Annotated in this window: 19 protein-coding genes; 8 read left to right on the top strand and 11 right to left on the bottom strand. The window is 48.6% G+C overall.

All coding sequences use genetic code 11. The features are described from left to right. Positions 1-22: 22 nt before the first annotated feature. The 3 genes from SIB56_RS08220 to SIB56_RS08210 all read left to right on the top strand — a co-directional run bounded on the left by SIB56_RS08220 (position 23) and on the right by SIB56_RS08210 (position 2,779). The gene (locus tag SIB56_RS08220; protein ID WP_413323487.1) at positions 23-964 is read left to right on the top strand and encodes a PhnD/SsuA/transferrin family substrate-binding protein; all 942 of its coding nucleotides are present in this window, start codon (positions 23-25) and stop codon (positions 962-964) included. Further along, entirely contained in the window at positions 964-2,433 is a 1,470-nt protein-coding gene (locus tag SIB56_RS08215; RefSeq protein WP_413323486.1) for a sensor histidine kinase, read from the top strand. Before SIB56_RS08220 ends, SIB56_RS08215 begins: the two co-directional genes overlap by 1 nt. A 124-nt stretch (positions 2,434-2,557) precedes the next feature. After that, positions 2,558-2,779: a hypothetical protein gene (locus SIB56_RS08210; protein ID WP_413323485.1), complete on the top strand. Its 222-nt coding sequence runs from the start codon at positions 2,558-2,560 to the stop codon at positions 2,777-2,779. Positions 2,780-2,856: 77 nt separating this feature from the next. Here the strand turns inward: SIB56_RS08210 and SIB56_RS08205 are convergent, their stop codons facing one another. Continuing rightward, a complete protein-coding gene (locus SIB56_RS08205) occupies positions 2,857-3,405 on the bottom strand; it encodes a hypothetical protein (protein ID WP_413323484.1) in 549 nt (182 codons plus the stop codon). 754 nt (positions 3,406-4,159) lie between these two features. Between SIB56_RS08205 and SIB56_RS08200 the strand changes: the two genes are divergently transcribed. Beyond that, complete coding sequence (locus SIB56_RS08200; RefSeq protein ID WP_413323483.1) at positions 4,160-4,354, top strand: hypothetical protein; 195 nt, start codon at positions 4,160-4,162, stop codon at positions 4,352-4,354. A gap of 471 nt (positions 4,355-4,825) precedes the next feature. Here SIB56_RS08200 and SIB56_RS08195 read toward each other — a convergent pair whose 3' ends face one another. The 5 genes from SIB56_RS08195 to SIB56_RS08175 all read right to left on the bottom strand — a co-directional run bounded on the left by SIB56_RS08195 (position 4,826) and on the right by SIB56_RS08175 (position 8,096). Next, on the bottom strand, positions 4,826-5,236 hold the full coding sequence (locus tag SIB56_RS08195) for a hypothetical protein (protein WP_413323482.1): 411 nt from the start codon (positions 5,234-5,236) through the stop codon (positions 4,826-4,828). 735 nt (positions 5,237-5,971) lie between these two features. Next, positions 5,972-6,505 carry a hypothetical protein gene (locus SIB56_RS08190; protein WP_413323481.1) on the bottom strand — a complete coding sequence of 178 codons (534 nt, stop codon included), beginning with the start codon at positions 6,503-6,505 and terminating at the stop codon, positions 5,972-5,974. Positions 6,506-6,718: 213 nt separating this feature from the next. Beyond that, positions 6,719-7,186: a hypothetical protein gene (locus SIB56_RS08185; RefSeq protein ID WP_413323479.1), complete on the bottom strand. Its 468-nt coding sequence runs from the start codon at positions 7,184-7,186 to the stop codon at positions 6,719-6,721. 60 nt (positions 7,187-7,246) lie between these two features. Continuing rightward, positions 7,247-7,525 (bottom strand): DUF3104 domain-containing protein, encoded by a 279-nt coding sequence (locus SIB56_RS08180; protein WP_413323478.1) that lies wholly within the window; start codon positions 7,523-7,525, stop codon positions 7,247-7,249. 289 nt (positions 7,526-7,814) lie between these two features. Continuing rightward, on the bottom strand, positions 7,815-8,096 hold the full coding sequence (locus SIB56_RS08175; protein ID WP_413323477.1) for a hypothetical protein: 282 nt from the start codon (positions 8,094-8,096) through the stop codon (positions 7,815-7,817). An 801-nt stretch (positions 8,097-8,897) separates the two neighbouring features. On the opposite strand from SIB56_RS08175, the gene SIB56_RS08170 reads away from it, so the two are divergent. Then, a complete protein-coding gene (locus SIB56_RS08170; protein WP_413323476.1) occupies positions 8,898-9,077 on the top strand; it encodes a hypothetical protein in 180 nt (59 codons plus the stop codon). Between the two features lie 317 nt (positions 9,078-9,394). Here SIB56_RS08170 and SIB56_RS08165 read toward each other — a convergent pair whose 3' ends face one another. The 3 genes from SIB56_RS08165 to SIB56_RS08155 form a co-directional block, all read right to left on the bottom strand. Beyond that, positions 9,395-9,679, bottom strand: a complete 285-nt coding sequence (locus SIB56_RS08165; protein ID WP_413323475.1) for a hypothetical protein — start codon at positions 9,677-9,679, stop codon at positions 9,395-9,397. A 936-nt stretch (positions 9,680-10,615) separates the two neighbouring features. Beyond that, positions 10,616-10,945 (bottom strand): hypothetical protein, encoded by a 330-nt coding sequence (locus SIB56_RS08160; protein WP_413323474.1) that lies wholly within the window; start codon positions 10,943-10,945, stop codon positions 10,616-10,618. 196 nt (positions 10,946-11,141) lie between these two features. Continuing rightward, positions 11,142-12,026 carry a GNAT family N-acetyltransferase gene (locus SIB56_RS08155; RefSeq protein ID WP_413323473.1) on the bottom strand — a complete coding sequence of 295 codons (885 nt, stop codon included), beginning with the start codon at positions 12,024-12,026 and terminating at the stop codon, positions 11,142-11,144. 302 nt (positions 12,027-12,328) lie between these two features. Here SIB56_RS08155 and SIB56_RS08150 point away from each other — a divergent pair, with 302 nt between their 5' ends. After that, positions 12,329-12,601 (top strand): DUF3764 family protein, encoded by a 273-nt coding sequence (locus SIB56_RS08150; protein ID WP_413323472.1) that lies wholly within the window; start codon positions 12,329-12,331, stop codon positions 12,599-12,601. Between the two features lie 146 nt (positions 12,602-12,747). Continuing rightward, positions 12,748-13,605: an NAD(P)H-binding protein gene (locus tag SIB56_RS08145; RefSeq protein ID WP_413323471.1), complete on the top strand. Its 858-nt coding sequence runs from the start codon at positions 12,748-12,750 to the stop codon at positions 13,603-13,605. 390 nt (positions 13,606-13,995) lie between these two features. On the opposite strand, the gene SIB56_RS08140 is transcribed toward SIB56_RS08145, so the two are convergent. Beyond that, complete coding sequence (locus SIB56_RS08140) at positions 13,996-14,220, bottom strand: DUF6447 family protein (protein ID WP_413323470.1); 225 nt, start codon at positions 14,218-14,220, stop codon at positions 13,996-13,998. Positions 14,221-14,730: 510 nt separating this feature from the next. Here SIB56_RS08140 and SIB56_RS08135 point away from each other — a divergent pair. Then, positions 14,731-14,910: a hypothetical protein gene (locus SIB56_RS08135; RefSeq protein WP_413323469.1), complete on the top strand. Its 180-nt coding sequence runs from the start codon at positions 14,731-14,733 to the stop codon at positions 14,908-14,910. Between the two features lie 270 nt (positions 14,911-15,180). Here SIB56_RS08135 and SIB56_RS08130 read toward each other — a convergent pair whose 3' ends face one another. Then, positions 15,181-15,372 (bottom strand): chlorophyll a/b-binding protein, encoded by a 192-nt coding sequence (locus tag SIB56_RS08130; RefSeq protein ID WP_413323468.1) that lies wholly within the window; start codon positions 15,370-15,372, stop codon positions 15,181-15,183. Positions 15,373-16,184: the final 812 nt, after the last annotated feature.

Below are 16,184 nucleotides of genomic sequence, written 5' to 3'. Positions count from 1 at the left end.
CAAAGGTCTGTTTTGAAAACTGATGCCCAGGCATCGTCCTTGGTCACTGGCGCTGGTCTTCTGTTTCGCGCTGCTGATGTCCTGCCGGCAGGCCCCGAAGCCAACCAAAGCATTCAATCCGAATGCGCCAGTCGATCTGCGCATTACCGAGGAGCCTTTTGAGGCCCAGGCTGCTCTCAGCCGCCGCATGTCGATACTCACGGCTTATCTGCAACGCACTACCGGCCTGAACGTCCGCTACGTGCCTTCAATCAACTACGTCCACAGCTACGCATTGCTCGAGCGAGGTGAGGTCGATCTTGTGTTTGTTGGAATTTATGGGGGACATCGGCTTCTGGATGCTCTCCCGAATGCGATTCCCTTGGTGGTCCAGAAGCCCAGTTACCGATTGGTGATGCTCGGTCGTCGTCGTTGGACTGAGGAACTCTCTGCTGAGAGCACGCCCAGTCTCGACCTCGTTCAGGGGCGTCGTGTCGGTTTTGGCAGTCGCTTTTCAGGATCCACCTATCTGCAGCCTTTGCTGGCCATGCAGGAGAAGGGGCTGATTCCTTCATCGATTGAGCATTGCCTGCATGAGCCGATTCAGAAACACCTACCGGCACATGTTGCTGATGGTCTGCTCGATTTTGTGTTTGTTCCCAGTTTCAACGGACAGGATGACCAGTTCATTCCTGAATCTCTACGTGATGAACTGGCTGTGGTCTGGGTTGGCACTCCCCGGCGCAACGATTATCTGGTGACCACAGACAACCCTGAGGACCCCAGTCGACAGGACTCTCTTCGCAAGGTTCAGAACGCTTTTCTGGCGATGCACCCCAGCGATACCCAGGGACGCCAGTTGCTCGAATCCTGGGGGTATTCAGGCTGGGAGCTGCCAACCCCTGAATTCCCCGGTGCCGTCAATCAACGCATTGATGTTCTGCTGTCCAGGCCGGGGCAGCTCCCGTCATGTGAGGCAGCCTGATGCCAGGACCTTGGCGACCTTTTGTGCGGCGAAATGAACGCACATGGTCGATCGCGCGACGCCTGTTCGGTATCAGTCTGCTGCTGATTCTGCTGCAGGCATTCATCAGCTCAGTTCTCACTGTGCAGCTTCGCAAGCATTTTCTTCGTCAATTCCTCGACGACACTCTTTCTCGCCAGATTGTTGCTCCTTACAACGTAATCTCTGATCGTTTGGATCAGCTATCTGTTGATCAAGTGTTTGCCTGCTGCACGATTAATGACTATCGCAATTGGATTGAGGGGCTGATCCTTGAGAACGGTAAGGCGGGGATGATCACCGGTTCAGCTGGATTACAGACCATTCGAGGAGCGAATCGTTTCTACGACGAGCAACAGCTGCTGCGGTTTGCCCGGAACGCCACGACTTCAGCCACGGGATTTGCAATGGACAGTGGTATCGGTGAATCCTCGGTTGCGATCAAATCTGTCAAGTTACCGGGTGGACCCGAAACAGGTTTTTTTGTCTATGTACGACCGGTTTATTCAATGCCGCTCGTCAACATGCTCATTCGAATCAAGCTTATTTCTGAGTTGATTCTGATGTTGGTGCTGGCACTGGCTTTGCTGATCAGTCTCAGGTTGATTTTCAGGCCGGTTCGTCGAGTTCAGGAGGAATTGGCGAGTATTGAGTTGAATCATCTTGAGAAAGCAGCTCTCAGAAGTGAACATCAACCGCGTGAATTTCAGCCATTGCTTGAGGAGTTTAATCGCATGGTGGAGCGTTTACGTCGATCTTCAGCAAATCAGAAGCAGTTTGCATCAACAATTTCTCATGAATTCCGAACCCCTATGACAGTGATTTCGGGATTCATACAGTCGGTACTCAACCGCGATCAAACTCTTCAGCCTCAGTTTCGCGATGCACTGGCCTTGGCAAATCGTGAGGTCTTGAGGCTTAACAGGATGCTCAGCGATTTGTTGGATCTAAGTCGTGCAGATAACAATCAACTTAAAGTATTGCGCGAACCATTTGATTGCCTGGCGAGCTTGCGCGAAGCACGACGTCATTCTCAGATTGCTTATCCAGATCGGGCCATCAAGTTTGCAGATCCGAGCGCTGATCAGCAGGTCTGGGCTGTAGGTGATGCTGATCGGCTTGTTCAGTGCCTGGAGAATCTGATTGGCAATGCTGTTAAGTATTCAGAGCCAGCGACTGATATTGAACTTGAGCTTGATGTTCAACATCATTTCATTGTTTTTCGTGTTCTGGATCATGGTCAGGGAATTGCTGACGATCAGCTGGAACGTATCTTCGAGCGGTTCCAGCGTGCGGATGGAGTGACTCTGCGCCGTGGTGACAGCAGTTCAGGACTGGGGCTGTCAATTGTGAAGATGTTGATGAATGCGATGGGTGGCAGTGTGCGTGTGCAATCGAAAGCTGGTTCTGGTAGCTGTTTCATGCTTGTCCTGCAACGATCGGGGTGTTGATTCAGTCGGTCGTTCTGAGGAACAGCGCTTGTTTTGCAGCGTGATCCCGTTAGTGCAGCTTTCCCGCTCAGAGCGAGCCACTGGTGATGAAGCTCGGATATCAAAAAAATCAGACGCACAACGAATGTTGAAATTTCTGGCGGCACTTGGACTCAGTGCACTGATGGGTCTCTCAGCTGTTGATGGATTGGCTGGAAGCGTCAACTACCACGGCCCCAGGGGACGCAAGGTCAAGGTCAACGACAGCGGTAAGGTCAAGGTCAAAGGTCGCCATGGTGGCTCGGTGAAGGTCAACGGCAGTTCTGGCAAAGTGAAAGGCCGTTATGGAAGTTCTTACAGCTGGTGACAGATGATTTTCGCTTCAATCATTTCAGAAATCGACTTTGCTGATTGGTAGAAGGGTGTGCGCCATCGCTGACCCTGTCATTCGGTTTCTGGAGTTGAGGACTGAAAACCAAAGATGATGAGCATCTGGTTGCGAAGATCAGCCGCGATTTTCAATGCAGACAGCAAGCGCTCCTTTTGCGCAGGGCTTTTATCCATTACATACTCAATATCCTGAATCACCATGTGAATCATGTTCACAGCAAGGATGCACTGTGCGTCTTCACAGTGGTTCTGTCTAGTGTCTGTATACATTGCCACAACCTCTTTGATGTAGTCAATAAAAACCGTCTTTGAATGATCTACGGAAAAAACCTCTGCAGTCGACCAACCTAAATTTTTGATTAATTCTTCGCAGTTGCACAGAGCTTTCAGCGTTAAATCGCTTTCCTGGATTTGGCTTTTTATGAAATGATAGATATTGGAAATGCAATATTGCATTCCATAGACAAGGCTGTCTTCTTTTTCCAGATCAATCTGCAATCTCGACCAGACAATTCTTGCAATGCGGTCGTCTGGCGACATTTTTGATAATTCCGCTAATTCCAATGAGCGACTGGCCAGTTCCTCGTTAAGATCGTTGTCCATGATTTTGGTGTGTTGTTTTTACGCGGTCAGTAAGCTGAATTGTTTTCCTGATGCTTGAATGAGCGTAACCCGAATCAGTAATAGGCTGCTTGTACCTTGAGTTACTTTATTCAGCGATGCCCTAAGACTTTTAAAAAGCTACTTCACTGAATAAGTGGATGTTGGCCAGCACATCCGGACTTTACTCAAACACAATCTGTAAAGATCGTATCAGTCTTGATCTTGTTCTTTGACATCTATATTGATGCTCTTGCTTGAAGGCCCAATGAAGGATCAATGTTTTTCTCCTCACCCACGAGAAAATTCGCCCATTGGCTGACTAAGTAATTTAAGGTCATCAATGAGCCGAGTTGTTCAGGAGATCCTGGCTTTGTGTATTTGAAATCCATAAAAATCCTGTCAGCTATATTCTGTTGGTTTTTGCAGCGGTCACTGATTGACATCACTCAGCCTGGAGAAGACGCAGCGCCAAATGAGTTCGGCGCTGCAAAACAACATCAGTGTTCAAAGCTAGATTTTTGTGTAAAGGAATGTAAATAAGTAAAAATACCTGCTCTTCGCCTGGCCTCTTCTCTGTGTGGTCAGAGCCTGTGCAGGTTCGTCGGCTTGAGAGGTTGTCTGTGATCCAACCCTTCAGGACCTCCTCGTGAGACTTGCCAGCTCGACTGGGTTAAAGATTCGCGACCGGATCGTCGGGATCGCTGACAGATGGTCTGTTGACGACTATCGAAGAGTAAGGAGATCTAAGACATTGATGGATTTCAGCGAGCTCTCGGGCCTTGTTCTGGTGATTGTTGGTGCAGTGCTGTTTGTGACAGCAGTTCAGCTCTATACCTTTTGGGCCAGTGAAGCTGTGCTTGCGGCTGTGAGCAGGAGAGTTGAAGAGCAGCTTGCAAGTGTGAGACGCTCTCTCCCGATCCCTGCAATGCGTCGTCGTAAGGCTGCGTAGGACCCGCTAGACGCTGACTAACCCGACGCCGCATTCATTGCTGCTTCGTCGGGTTGTCACAACGTGCGAAGGCCTTTCACTTCCCCGCTGATTGATCATGGCAAGGGAAGTCGAGAAGCTGTAGGACACTCTGTGTCATATGATTTATTGCGTTGCCTTATTTGACTTGAAAGAGTCTTTGGTTGTTGTTTTTTAGCCAGTAAATGCAAATGTTTTCCTTCAATGCGGGTTGATTGATTGTTTCGCTGATCGATTTCCATGTAGATCTGAACGTGGTGCGATATCAGAAATAGTTTATGCTTTTGTTCAAGGAACTGCCAATATTTGCTGAGGTTGTTGTTGTGTTGCACCGCTCTTGTGATCCGATGATTCAGCTCAAAGCCTGGTATCAATCAATCGTTTTGATTGCCATTTAAGTGAGTGATGTGTTGTAGACCTAATATAGTCGTGGTTACTGTTTTATGGCAATTCTTAGTTTGTAAGCGCAACTTTTTCGAACCACGCAGGTAAATTTCCGGTGATGCAGATTTGCATGTCAGGATTTATATTATCTTTGTCTGAAAGGATGTACCATTTCTCTCGGGCATTGATTGGATCGTCTTCGAGGTAAATTTCCGTGGGTCCACGACTTTTGCATTTGCCAGTCATAAGGATTACTTGATCAGCTTCCTCGGGGGTAGGAACAAGCAATATTCTCTCTGCATTCAAGCCGTAAAATTCGTCCGTGACGACATTGTATTGTTGAACTTCCGCCTGTGATGCATCGGGAACTGCCAACAGAAGAATCAATAATAAGGCTAATTCCCCTATGATTTTCCTAATCAGTGCACAGGATTTTTGATTTACGCTCTGCGGTGATTGATTTTGTGATTCGGGCGACATTATGTAAGTAATGATGACGATTTACTTGCGAGAGTAAAGTTGTTCGAGAAATTCAGCTGTTTCTTCAACTTCGAGCATTAAGTCATCCATGGACATGATTAAAGTCCATGCAGCGATTGCTACATCTTGGTCGGTTGCATAAATCGACATCAGTCTTTTTCTCCATTTCTCAGGCTGTGACTCGTAGTTGGCTTTGAAGTCGCAGAAGCTCGGTCTCGCGTCACTCATCATTACCCATCGTTATTGACCACCATTATGGCCCAGCGAAAGACGGTCAATATAATACTGCTCTCCGTATCATAAGGTTTTTGGATGTTTTGCCGAAATTCTGTTTGAAGTCGCTATTTGCTTTTTGTTGTTTGTACGATTACTTGATTACTTGATTACTTGATTACTTGATTACTTGATTACTTGATTACTTGATTACTTGATTACTTGATTACTTGATTACTTGATTACTTGATTACTTGATTACTTGATTGATTGATTGATTGATTGAAGTTTAGAAACAGCACTTCCGAGGATTCTCAGTGACCTGATCGCGGTTGTGAGCTGCCGGTTTTGATGCATGGAATTACTCACCCTTGCTCATGAGTGTTTTCTCAGTTTCGAATCGGTGGCCTGGATTTCTCCTTGATTGCATTGTCAGATGTCATTGCAATCAAGTTTGATGTTTAATTGAATTGACGATTGTCTTGATTCAGCGAAGCATTTTTGTGGCTCTCAAAGGTTTGTTTATGACCTGAGTGGAATTGGCTTTGTCACGTCTTTGCTTGGCGTGATCTCTGTGATCCAGTGGATCTGGTGCTCCTCGGCGCTTTCTCTGCGTGCCAGCACCAGCATCGGTACGGTTGTCATGCCATTTTCGATGCGATCTCTATATAGACCCACAAGCTGCCGATATCGCCTTGCAGTCCAGCCGTGGTCAACTTCGATCCGGCTTCTCCAATAGTCACGAAGTGCTCTCTGACAGTCTTCCATTCCAAATTCCTGCCAGCAGGTCTGCTGTGCCAGCAGTGGATCGATGCCTTCAGTCACCAGCAGCCGATAGTGCATCAGTTCCGGAGCCTCATCACGCCCATCAGGGGGCAGATAACGTTTCAGCTGGCTGAGCCGAATGCGATCAAGACGCAACCAGCATCGATCGCGTAGAAGGACCGGCAGCTCCCATGACCAGGCATCAGCCTGTTGGACGTCCAGCAGTACTTCATACAGGCCAAGACGCTGGTTTTCGGTGAGACCAGCCAGAGGCTGATTGTTGACTGTCAACGCCCCCCCCCTAATCCAACCTCATGATGATGTCTGTGATCAGGCGGATGTGGCTGCAACAGCGCGCACCACGGTGTGGATCATTCGACTCGTGGAATGTGCCTTCTATGCGTTGTATTCATGTGGATGTCAGATGTCAGATGTCAGATGTCAGATGTCTGATGAAGAGTCCTGACCGTCAGATTCGCGCTTGCTTTTGCCGGGGTGAACTGATCAGGTCGTGGGAGGCTCTGATTGCCAGATCTCCGATTTTGGGTCCCAGACCGGCTTGGCGTACGTACCACGCAGCTGTAATTGTGGCTGAGTGATTCCAATCTGTTGATGGCATTGTTGAGCGACCTGAATGGATTCCTTGTGGTATTCCCTCCAGGGAACCAGCCTCGTACCGTTCCAGATCGGTGGTAATCCTGTTCTGTCAAAAATCTCATTGAACTCATCGAAATGTTTCTGCAGGTTTTCTGGATTAAGATTGCCCTCTGGACTGCCGGAGTTGGTTGAGTTCTTAAACGGTGCTTCTTGCATGCAACTTTCGAAAGCCTGCGTTAGTAATGTTTGGTTATTCCATGCACGATGTCCGATGAATGTTGTGACGGCTATCAGTGTTAGAGCGAAAAATATTGCCACCAGTGTCAACAAGGTGCTGACAGGTTTTTCAATCTTGCTTGCCAAAGGTTCTTCCATTGCTTGTCAGCTAGATGGACGTTATTAAGTATGAGGGTTTAAGTGTTGTTCTCCGGCTGGTTAATTGCGCACCAGTGGAACGACTTTGCCCTGTTCCATACCTGCCAGGCTGAGGCGTGTTGTTTGTTCTGCATTGACATGACGAATCTCTCCTGAGTCAGTGTCAACGACAGTGAGCATTGTGACTCCACGGATATCCCTGAACTTCTCCGGATTTCCTATAACCCAGCCGATCCACCAATTTGTATCCGTTGGATCGGGATTCAGGCATGATTGCACAAGCACCAGATCTCCGGTTTTGACACCGAGGAAAGGAGGGCCATCATTGTTTAAAGGCATGGCATTCCAGCATTGCTGATAAGACCATCACACCCAATTTGCGCCTAAGGCGTCATTAGCTTTCTAAGGTGCCCTGATAGCCTGGGCTATAGGCATTAAAGCTTATTGAATTTAGTGATATTTTTTTGCTGCCAAGGCCAGGATTTGTTCAGTGTTGAGACGTGGCTTCAATGGTCTGTTGCGCTTGAACTGTCTCCGACGGCTGCAATAACAATGTAATCAACAGTGCTTTAAGGTTTTTCCTTTGTCATCAATTTTATATGTTGAAGTTGACGCTCATACCCAAAGATCAATCGTGATGTTCTTGGCCAGGGTGTGTTCCTTGTCGCGACTGACGATCTGATCCTGTTGACGCTTTTGTATCCGTGTTTTTACGGTCTCCTTTATTATTGTGTAATCGTCTAGATTGCTGGTGATTACTCAAATAACCATGCTCACGCAAGATGAACGAGATGAGCTGCTGGCTGTTGAAAGAGGGGAGTTCCCAAATGACCCCGACCTCGGTCGTGTTGATATCAGAAAAGCCACGATCCTTGGCCAGGCTTGGGTCAAGATTCAGCGCGCGCGTCAAATGAGCGTCGGGGGCGAGAATCGTTCGTCTCATTGACGATCTCTTTGACTTGTTTTGACATCTTCAGGTTTTGCTTGGTCAGGCTTTACTCAGTCTGTCTTGATAGACGTTCGCTTGGATGTGTTCTGATGACGTTGTCTTTGTGAATTTTGCGACCTGATGCTGACGATTGCAGAGCAGATCTTTCCATCTTCCTGAACCCTGACTACGATAAAAAAGTGGCTTATGCTGATGAAACGCTTTTTTCCCTTTTCGACTCTCGCTGCTTCTGCTCTGTTGATTGCTCCCGTGTTTGCAGATGATTGCAATGATGGATGGTGCAAAGGTGGCTGCGATGCCAAACGATGTGTGAGAGTGAAGCTTCTTTCAAAAAAGGATTCTGTCGCTACTGTTGAATTGAGCAACAATCGAGGAATTAGCAAAGCGGAATATCAGTGTAACGACCTCACTTATCGATATATCAGAGTGGATCAAACAAAAAGTGACTGGTATCCAACAATTTCAGGATCTGCTTCCCGAAAGACTGCTGTAGTTGCATGCAGTTTGAAATAACCACCAACGCATTTTTCAGGCTGTGCGCGGGTTGTGAATCTTTGTGTGTTAGTGCCGGATCGACTTCTAACCCTGTTTTTCTGAATTGACTGCGGATTATCCAGCTGTTCTCGGATGTCAGAGAAGTGAGAGCTCCAGGCTGTGGCCGTACTGAGGGATGGTCGGTTTCCTCTGGCATCTGGTTCCGGTGGCTTTGAGGACATCTCCGCTTTGTTTGTGTAGCTTTTGATAGAGGGCTTACTGAAGACCATGGGATTCGAAGCGAAAGACAAGACAGAGAGGTTCATGGACGCCGCCAAGGAACGAGCCAGGGCTGCGCTTCACGAGACCTCTCCCAAGCTGACGTCGCTTGAAAAAGGGATGCTCAAGGCACTGAAAAGTCGCCAGCGTCCAACCAAGCACAGCCAAAAGCCCACGGTTCGCAGCTGATTCTTACCCAGAAGCACAAAGACTTTTGTTGGCGATTCAATCAGCCCACATCTGCTGATCTCTCTGGAGAGCTCGTCAGATGATGATTGCTGTGCTGCAACTGATTTGAGTACCCATTCATCATATTGAATCAACTCAAAAATGTTGCACTAATGCATTGAAATTTTGTATATTTGATGTAAAGGTTATACTAATATTTTTGGGTTAGGCTTGAATTTTATTCTCGGAGGATTGGTGTTTATAGTTAACTCTAGTGTTTTGACTTGTAGAGATTGATGATTGCGAATATCGCTTGCTCAATCTCTCACTCAATGTCTTTAGCGGAGTGTCACTTTTCGATGAATTAACATCAGGTCGGCAACATCAAGCTTTTCCATCTCTTCAAGGAGTTCTTCGTAGTCAATTTCCGGAACGGCCTGAGCATGACCCTGTGGCTTGGACACGGATGCCTGAAGTGAAGTTACGTAACAAGTTAGCGAAAGCGTTGCGAAATGTAAACGTTCAAATGTTGCAGCTGCTTTGCTCTTGCCCCCCCCCCGCTGACTGTGGGACGCAACGATCTGACCCAGTAGCTCTTCAGCGCTCAAGCTGGATTTGAGCATGTCCAGTCCAGGCTTGTGGCTAAGGAAGGGACAGAGCGTCTCGCGTTCTGTCACACACTCCGTAGGTCAGCAGCGGCGATTGTTCCCCCTGATTTCTCTGAAGTGCCAGAACCCAGAACACAACCATTCCAAGACGCGCTTGCACACGACGATCGCCTTTTGAATCCTGAAAATCAGGATGCTTGTATAAAAAATGACTGTGAATGACTGTTCCGCTTCGTGATTGCGGATGTTTATCACAGTTGATCCAGCCACTGTGTGTCGTGGATGTCATGCAGCAACGTGAAAGTGTTGCCCTTGTTGATTTCGGCGCGTGTGTGCCGAGCGGGATCATTCGCTGTTGCTCTTACGTTCCGGCGCTGAAACCCACCAGCGCCTGAACGACCAACCAGCCACCTCTGACCAATTGGAACTCAAAGCTGGCATCTGACGCGGACTCTGCAATGTGTCGAAGACATCAATCAGCGAAGGAAAATCATCCTCGGCGTCGTGCCGATCAGTTCGCGCCTGAGAGTCTGCTTACAGGCTGTCAAGGGAGTATCAAGCTCCCAAGCCTCACTTCTTGAGCAATGCATTGATTGGTCCGACCGATGCAGATGTCCTCCCAGTCGCCACAAAAGCGAGGCGCTGATGGGTTGCCTCGACAACACTTGCAGAACCCAACCTCCCAGTACGGCTGTCATAACTCCCCAATGGGACTCAGCAGGAATAGACCGCAAAGGTTCCTAGAGGAGACCCTTATGGACAAAAACACTTTGCCGGCACATGTGGTTTATCTGGCTCAGCAGAGGGTCAGGTTTTCACTCAAGCAGCAAGGATGAAAGTTTTGGCTAACAGACAACAGCATCCTGCTTCTGATCAATCCAGCGACCGCATCAACTGGAGCGAGGCTCTTTTGATCTGTTGCGGGAACCACTCCTGAGCGGCCGCCTCATGTCACATGCCATTGGTTTCAGCCTTCTCTGGATTGTCATCACAGGGCAGCAGGTTTCTGATTGAAGTGATTCCCCAATGGTCAGCGAGTACCCCGATCACTCCGTCAGCGGCTTGATTGAGCACGTTCTCCAGGCGTTGATTGTGCTCTTCACTGGTCTCGCAACCGAAAGAACTGTCCTTCCTGAGATCTGCTTTGCTGACCCACTCCATGCGCTCGCGTTCCTCCTCGGTGCAGTTCTCTCGAATCCATGTGACGGCAAACGCGATAAGCGAAGTTCTTGCTGCGGTCGCTGTTTTCTGCAGGTCGGATTCCATTAACAGCCCGTCCATCGCAAGTCTCAAACCCAGAACAGGTGAAAAGCTAAGTCGTTTCTCAAACCTGAATCCCATCAGATGATTCCAGGAACCGTTCATCCCAAGGTTTCTGGGACCTCTCTCTGTTCAGTGGCTGGCTAACAGTTGCAACTGATTCCTCATGACCACGCTGAATACGCTGTTTTGATCTCCTGCATGCTGCTTTGCCTCCTCAGCCAAGCTCAAGGCAGGCCAGACCGTAGACCTCATCAAGCTTTCGGGACGGCATGACACCTCTGTACATCCGCAGAGTTCGGCCAGCAGGCCTGAACCCGAGTTTGTGAAGCAGAGGAGATGCCAGTGCATTGCCCCCGGGGGAATCAATGATGACCACTCCGTTTCTTGTTGCAAGCAGATTCAGGATCAACAGTTCTGCCAGTTCAGGCGTATCAGCGAGTAACGGTCCGATGCGCCAGCCGGCATCCTTCTTGAGCAGACATGGCCGTATGCGGGCAAATCCGTGGCAGTTCTGCTGCATATCGAGCAGTGCTGCGACATGACCGGCCGGATGGTGCAGCCAATCGGAGAGAAAGTGAGGTCTTGGGCTGAGTTCACGATCGGCGTCATAAATCTGGATCTTCGGTTCAGGAATATCATTTCCGTAGATCAACCTGAGTCCTGCAGGGATTGTTGATATTGCGTTCGGGGCTTGCCGGGATTGAGAATGAAGTTGCCATCGTGTGGTGATTGAGGCAGGTTGAAATCCCCAGTTTGAATAATCATCAACTCTGTTTTCTGCTGCTTCAAGCCCAATGCAGCTGACGTCATGGAGATGATCAAGCGCCTTTTGCCAGAGTTTCACCCCATAGCCATGCCCTCTCTGTTGCGGGCGCACGATGTAAAGCCCAATGAATCCATAGGCATGGTTGTAGCGAATCCCTGCAATACATCCGACAGGCTCCCCTCCGAGACAACCTTTCCAAATGCCTTGACGGTCTGTCTGGCGATAGATTCCAACATCCCCCGCGCCAGGCGCGAAACCCTCACGACGTGCCCAGTCATTGATCAGAGGAACATCGGTCTGTTCGACCGTGCGAATCCTGAAAGTCGCATTCATCTCCTCAGATTGAACTGAAAGCCTGGATGTTGCAAGCAGGCTTTATGTCTGTTTAAGGCTATAAATTGGTTTCGCTTTGATTGAGATAATTGCTTCTTTTACGAAGGTTGATTGGGGCTTGAACTTGGATCTCCTCAGCCGGTTCAGGGAAGCAGTCACTCTGGTTGGGATGATCTGATTCGTTGGCATCTGGGTCTCCATATATTGAAGCGAAGCCCTCTCATGCGCGAATACTCACTCGGCATGACAACCAGCGAAGATATGTGCCAAGGTGTGTGAAACTTCACTGTCAGTATTTGAACATGGAAACCACCGTCTGGACTTTTGATCTCAGTGTTCCATTCGCGGAGTGGGCGGCGATCTATGACAGCGACGATGTCGTCAAAATGCATGCTGAAGCAGGAATTAAGTCTCTTTTTCGTGGAGTCAGCAAAGATAATCCCTCTAAGGTCTGCGCAGTTCATCAAGCTCCTGTTGGTGCTGCACAGAAACTTTTTGAAGACAATAAAGAAATGATCCGCGGTGCAGGGCATATCATTGAGAGTACGGTGATTCATGCTTATTCAGAACAATGACAGTCAGCTTCTTTCGGAATGCAAGTTTGTCTCTTGCTACTGACGGAGCGTTGTCTGCTGAATCGTAATATCGTTGCTTTGTTGCCAAATTCCGCAAATACAGCTAAATCCATTTCCATAGCTGATTGACAGCGATGATTTTGGTAATGGCATCCACCGGGATGTTTGGCCGCCCTGTTGTTGAAGGATTGGCAAAAAGGGGGGTGCCAGTGAGGGCCACCGGACGATCAGAGAAGGCACTCGCAACCCTCGACGCTCCCGGTGCAGAATTTGTAAGGGCTGATATGGATGATCCCTTAAGTCTGATTGAATTAATGAAAGGTGTTGACAAGGTTTTGGTCAATGCACCCATGGATCACCTGAAAGAAATTAGAGAGCGTAATGTCATTGAGGCCATGATCAGCTCTGGCAACGGAGCGCAGATCGTACTTCTGACGGGTGGTGTCGAACACGATGATGCGCTTGGTCAGGCAGGCCTTGCCACAGAGAAGGCCATGCGTGCATCCGGTCTACCTTGGACGGTCATTGGTCCCCAGACAGTTATGGAGAGCAACTTCAAACCATTTCGTGAATTGATTCAAGTCGAAAATATGTTGATCTCGTGCGTAGGTGATGCAAAGGTTGGTTTTGTCGCATTAAGCGATGTCATAGATTCATTTATCACTGTGCTGACCTCATCAGTTGAGGCACATGTTGGACGCGAATATTTGATCACTGGGCCAAAAGCAGTGACTTTCACAGAAGTAGCGGCTGCTGCTTCAGAAGCTCTTGATCGAAGCATTGTTTATCAAGATATGCCAAGAGATGAATTCAGGAGGCTCATGCTCACAGAAGCTGGTTTCACGGAGTCCAATGTTGATATTGAGGTGATGTGTCACCTTGATGCTTTCCGAGCAGGTCAGGCAACTCGTGTTACGCATGACTTTGTGAGTCTGACGGGAAAAAAACCAACCACTTTGAGTCAATGGTGGATCCAAAATGCCAGTTTTTTTCTGGAGACTTAGTTGTCAATATCATCTTGGCGCTGTTCCACCATTGCCGTTACAGGAATAATGGTTTGTTTCCTGTGACCAGGGTTGCTTGTTGGTTGGGTTTTGGAGTCTGCGGATTTATTGGAATGCTGTAAAAAAGTAATCTGAATTTCGCGATTTTGCTTCCATCGTGTTGACTTGTTGCTGCAGCATTGGGCTCGTCGGTAATATGTTTTTTTGGCGTAAATCATCATTGATTCTTTTGAGACGAAATAGTGGTTATTTGGTTTTATCTTTTTAGTCCGAAAATCTCAATGACTTGTATCCTCGCTCGCTTGGTATGGCGAATCATCCAAACAGTGCTTTAAGTGAGACTGAGGTGCTTGCCCTATCTCCTCATGAAGGTTCAGCAGAATCCTGTTTTTAGAAACTTCTGATGGGTTCGACGTCTTTCAGTTCTGCTGCTAGTTGATCCAGCAACGAACGTCGTGCAAACATCATCACATTGAGCTTGTCATGGGCGATCTGTAGCTGGGCATCAGCAACCTGCAGACCGTTCACAAGTTCTTTTGCTTGGTCGCTCAATGAATCAAAAGCGTATTGTTCGTCCCCCAGGTCGATCACTTGCTGTTCTGCTGCATTCGTCATGGAGTCGCTGCGGGCCGATTGATTCTCTGTGCATTCTTTCAAATTCAGAGTCGGTGTTCACAGGAAGTTGTGGCAGTGATGGATCCGCCAGCGTGTCTTGATTCCAGACAATGATGATCGCTTATAGAAAATGTATGAGCTCATTGCTTATCGATATTCGTCTGGGCTCCAGTGATCATTACCAGTTTCTCTGTCCAGTGGCCCTCACTGATCGTTCATGACCCGGAAGGAGCGTTGACATCAAGATATCAATGCTGAGCATGTTTAGGAGATTCCCCCACTTGCAGGCACTCGAATCGTGTGAATGATTGCTTCGCCAGCTTTCCTGTCACCAAAGGCCGTTCCCACTTGGCTTGGAATTCAGATGTGAGTTGATATGCAGTCAATCGACCTGGGGCGGCAACCTCCGTTGGTGTTCTGAACGTGTGAGTGGAATCACGCGCAAAAGGATCCGAATCACGGTCAGTGGCGATCTCCCCGCTGAAGGTGATGTCAGTTGACACTTCAACCATGAACCGTGCTGAAAATCTCGCCGCCTTGAAGCTGGTCATTGCCGCCATGACCGGGGTCACCCCTCAATCTCAGAGCATGAACAACCTGCGCCGAGCTGCTTATATCCACGCCATTGTCGAGGTTGTTCTCAACGAGCAGGTGAGTTGCCTGCCGCAAACCTGCGAAAGCATCCCCTGAGTCCTTCCGCTTCGCCGACTGATCGCCCGGAGCTTTGTTCCAGGTCGGTTGGTCAGCGCTTTTAGTGAGAGTTCTGCCGCATCTTGACACTTCAACTGCTTGTGCACATCGCAGCTTGATGGTGTGCGCAGCAATTTTTCAAGGCAATTTGCCTCTGCGGTGAATCAGCAAGCGGTCGGCTTGATCGAGCTTGTCCATCTCCTTGAGCAGCTGTGTGTAGTCGATCTCTGGTCTCGATCGAAGTTTGGTTTCTGTCATAGCTATCTCCAGTCAGAGGCCAATGCCAAGTGTTGTCAGGAGACCTTGGTGGAGCAATGTTTCAGTGCCGATCAGAGCCAGAAAGCCAAGCATTGCCAAACGTCCATTCAGGAGTTCGGCCCTTCCCAGTCGCTCTCGGCGCATTTGAGCTGCAGCAAGATCCTGCCAATAGCGTTCATCAGCCAGAAGTGTTGCAGTTGCCATGGGTGCCTCCAGGTGGGACCTGACCGGTCTATGACCTCTCAACCAAGCCTGGAAGGGGGCCAGCCGTCCATCGAGGTACGGTTTCAGCCCCTTTTCGGACGGGTTCAATGGAGTCAGATTCGTCTGCTTTTAGCGGGGTGGGATCTGAACAAAAGTGCTCAGAAGCTTGCTGCAACTGCCTTTGTTATTGCTGGTTTCTACCTGCATGATGCATTACCGCCGAATGAAAACAATTCTCACGATTGCCGGTTCCAGGCCGATAATCATTCTCATGTTTGCTCGAGAATGTGACTCTCAGGCAATCTTCAGTTTTAATATGCCTGCCCGCTGTTATGACTATCACAGTCGAGCTTCTGCCGATGTGCTGCAACAATCCAAATGCTGATCATCACAAGGATCAGCCTAGTGATAACAAAGCTCCTTCCAAGTGAGCTGACTTTCAATCACATCTTCTCAATGGTTTAAGTGCCTTGAGGGCGATTTCCATTATTGAAGTCGCGCTTGAGAAGCTAAGCACGCCCCTTTAAAGGAGCGTTTTTTTATGTTCAAGCTGATTCAGCAGCTCATCGGCTAATTGCCCGCCATAACCCAATGAGTGATGGCAAGTAATGCGGAAGACAGGTGGTTGGGAACAACGCCCAAATATGGAGATGATGTGCTATTTGGGGATAAAGCGCGACGGGTCACTGACAGCCTGGCATGGGTCACTTGCCCGCCCGCCAGGAAGCATCGTGTCATCAATCATGCCTGTCAGGTACAGCTCACAAAGCTCTTCAGGTGGGCGACTGTCAACCCAGCTTTGAAACCCTCCA

Origin of the sequence: Synechococcus sp. MIT S9503 (assembly GCF_047304175.1) — a bacterium.
Classification (GTDB): Bacteria; Cyanobacteriota; Cyanobacteriia; order PCC-6307; family Cyanobiaceae; genus Synechococcus_C.
Note: the sequence above shows the minus strand (reverse complement) of the source record. Positions and strands in the feature narration are given on the sequence as shown.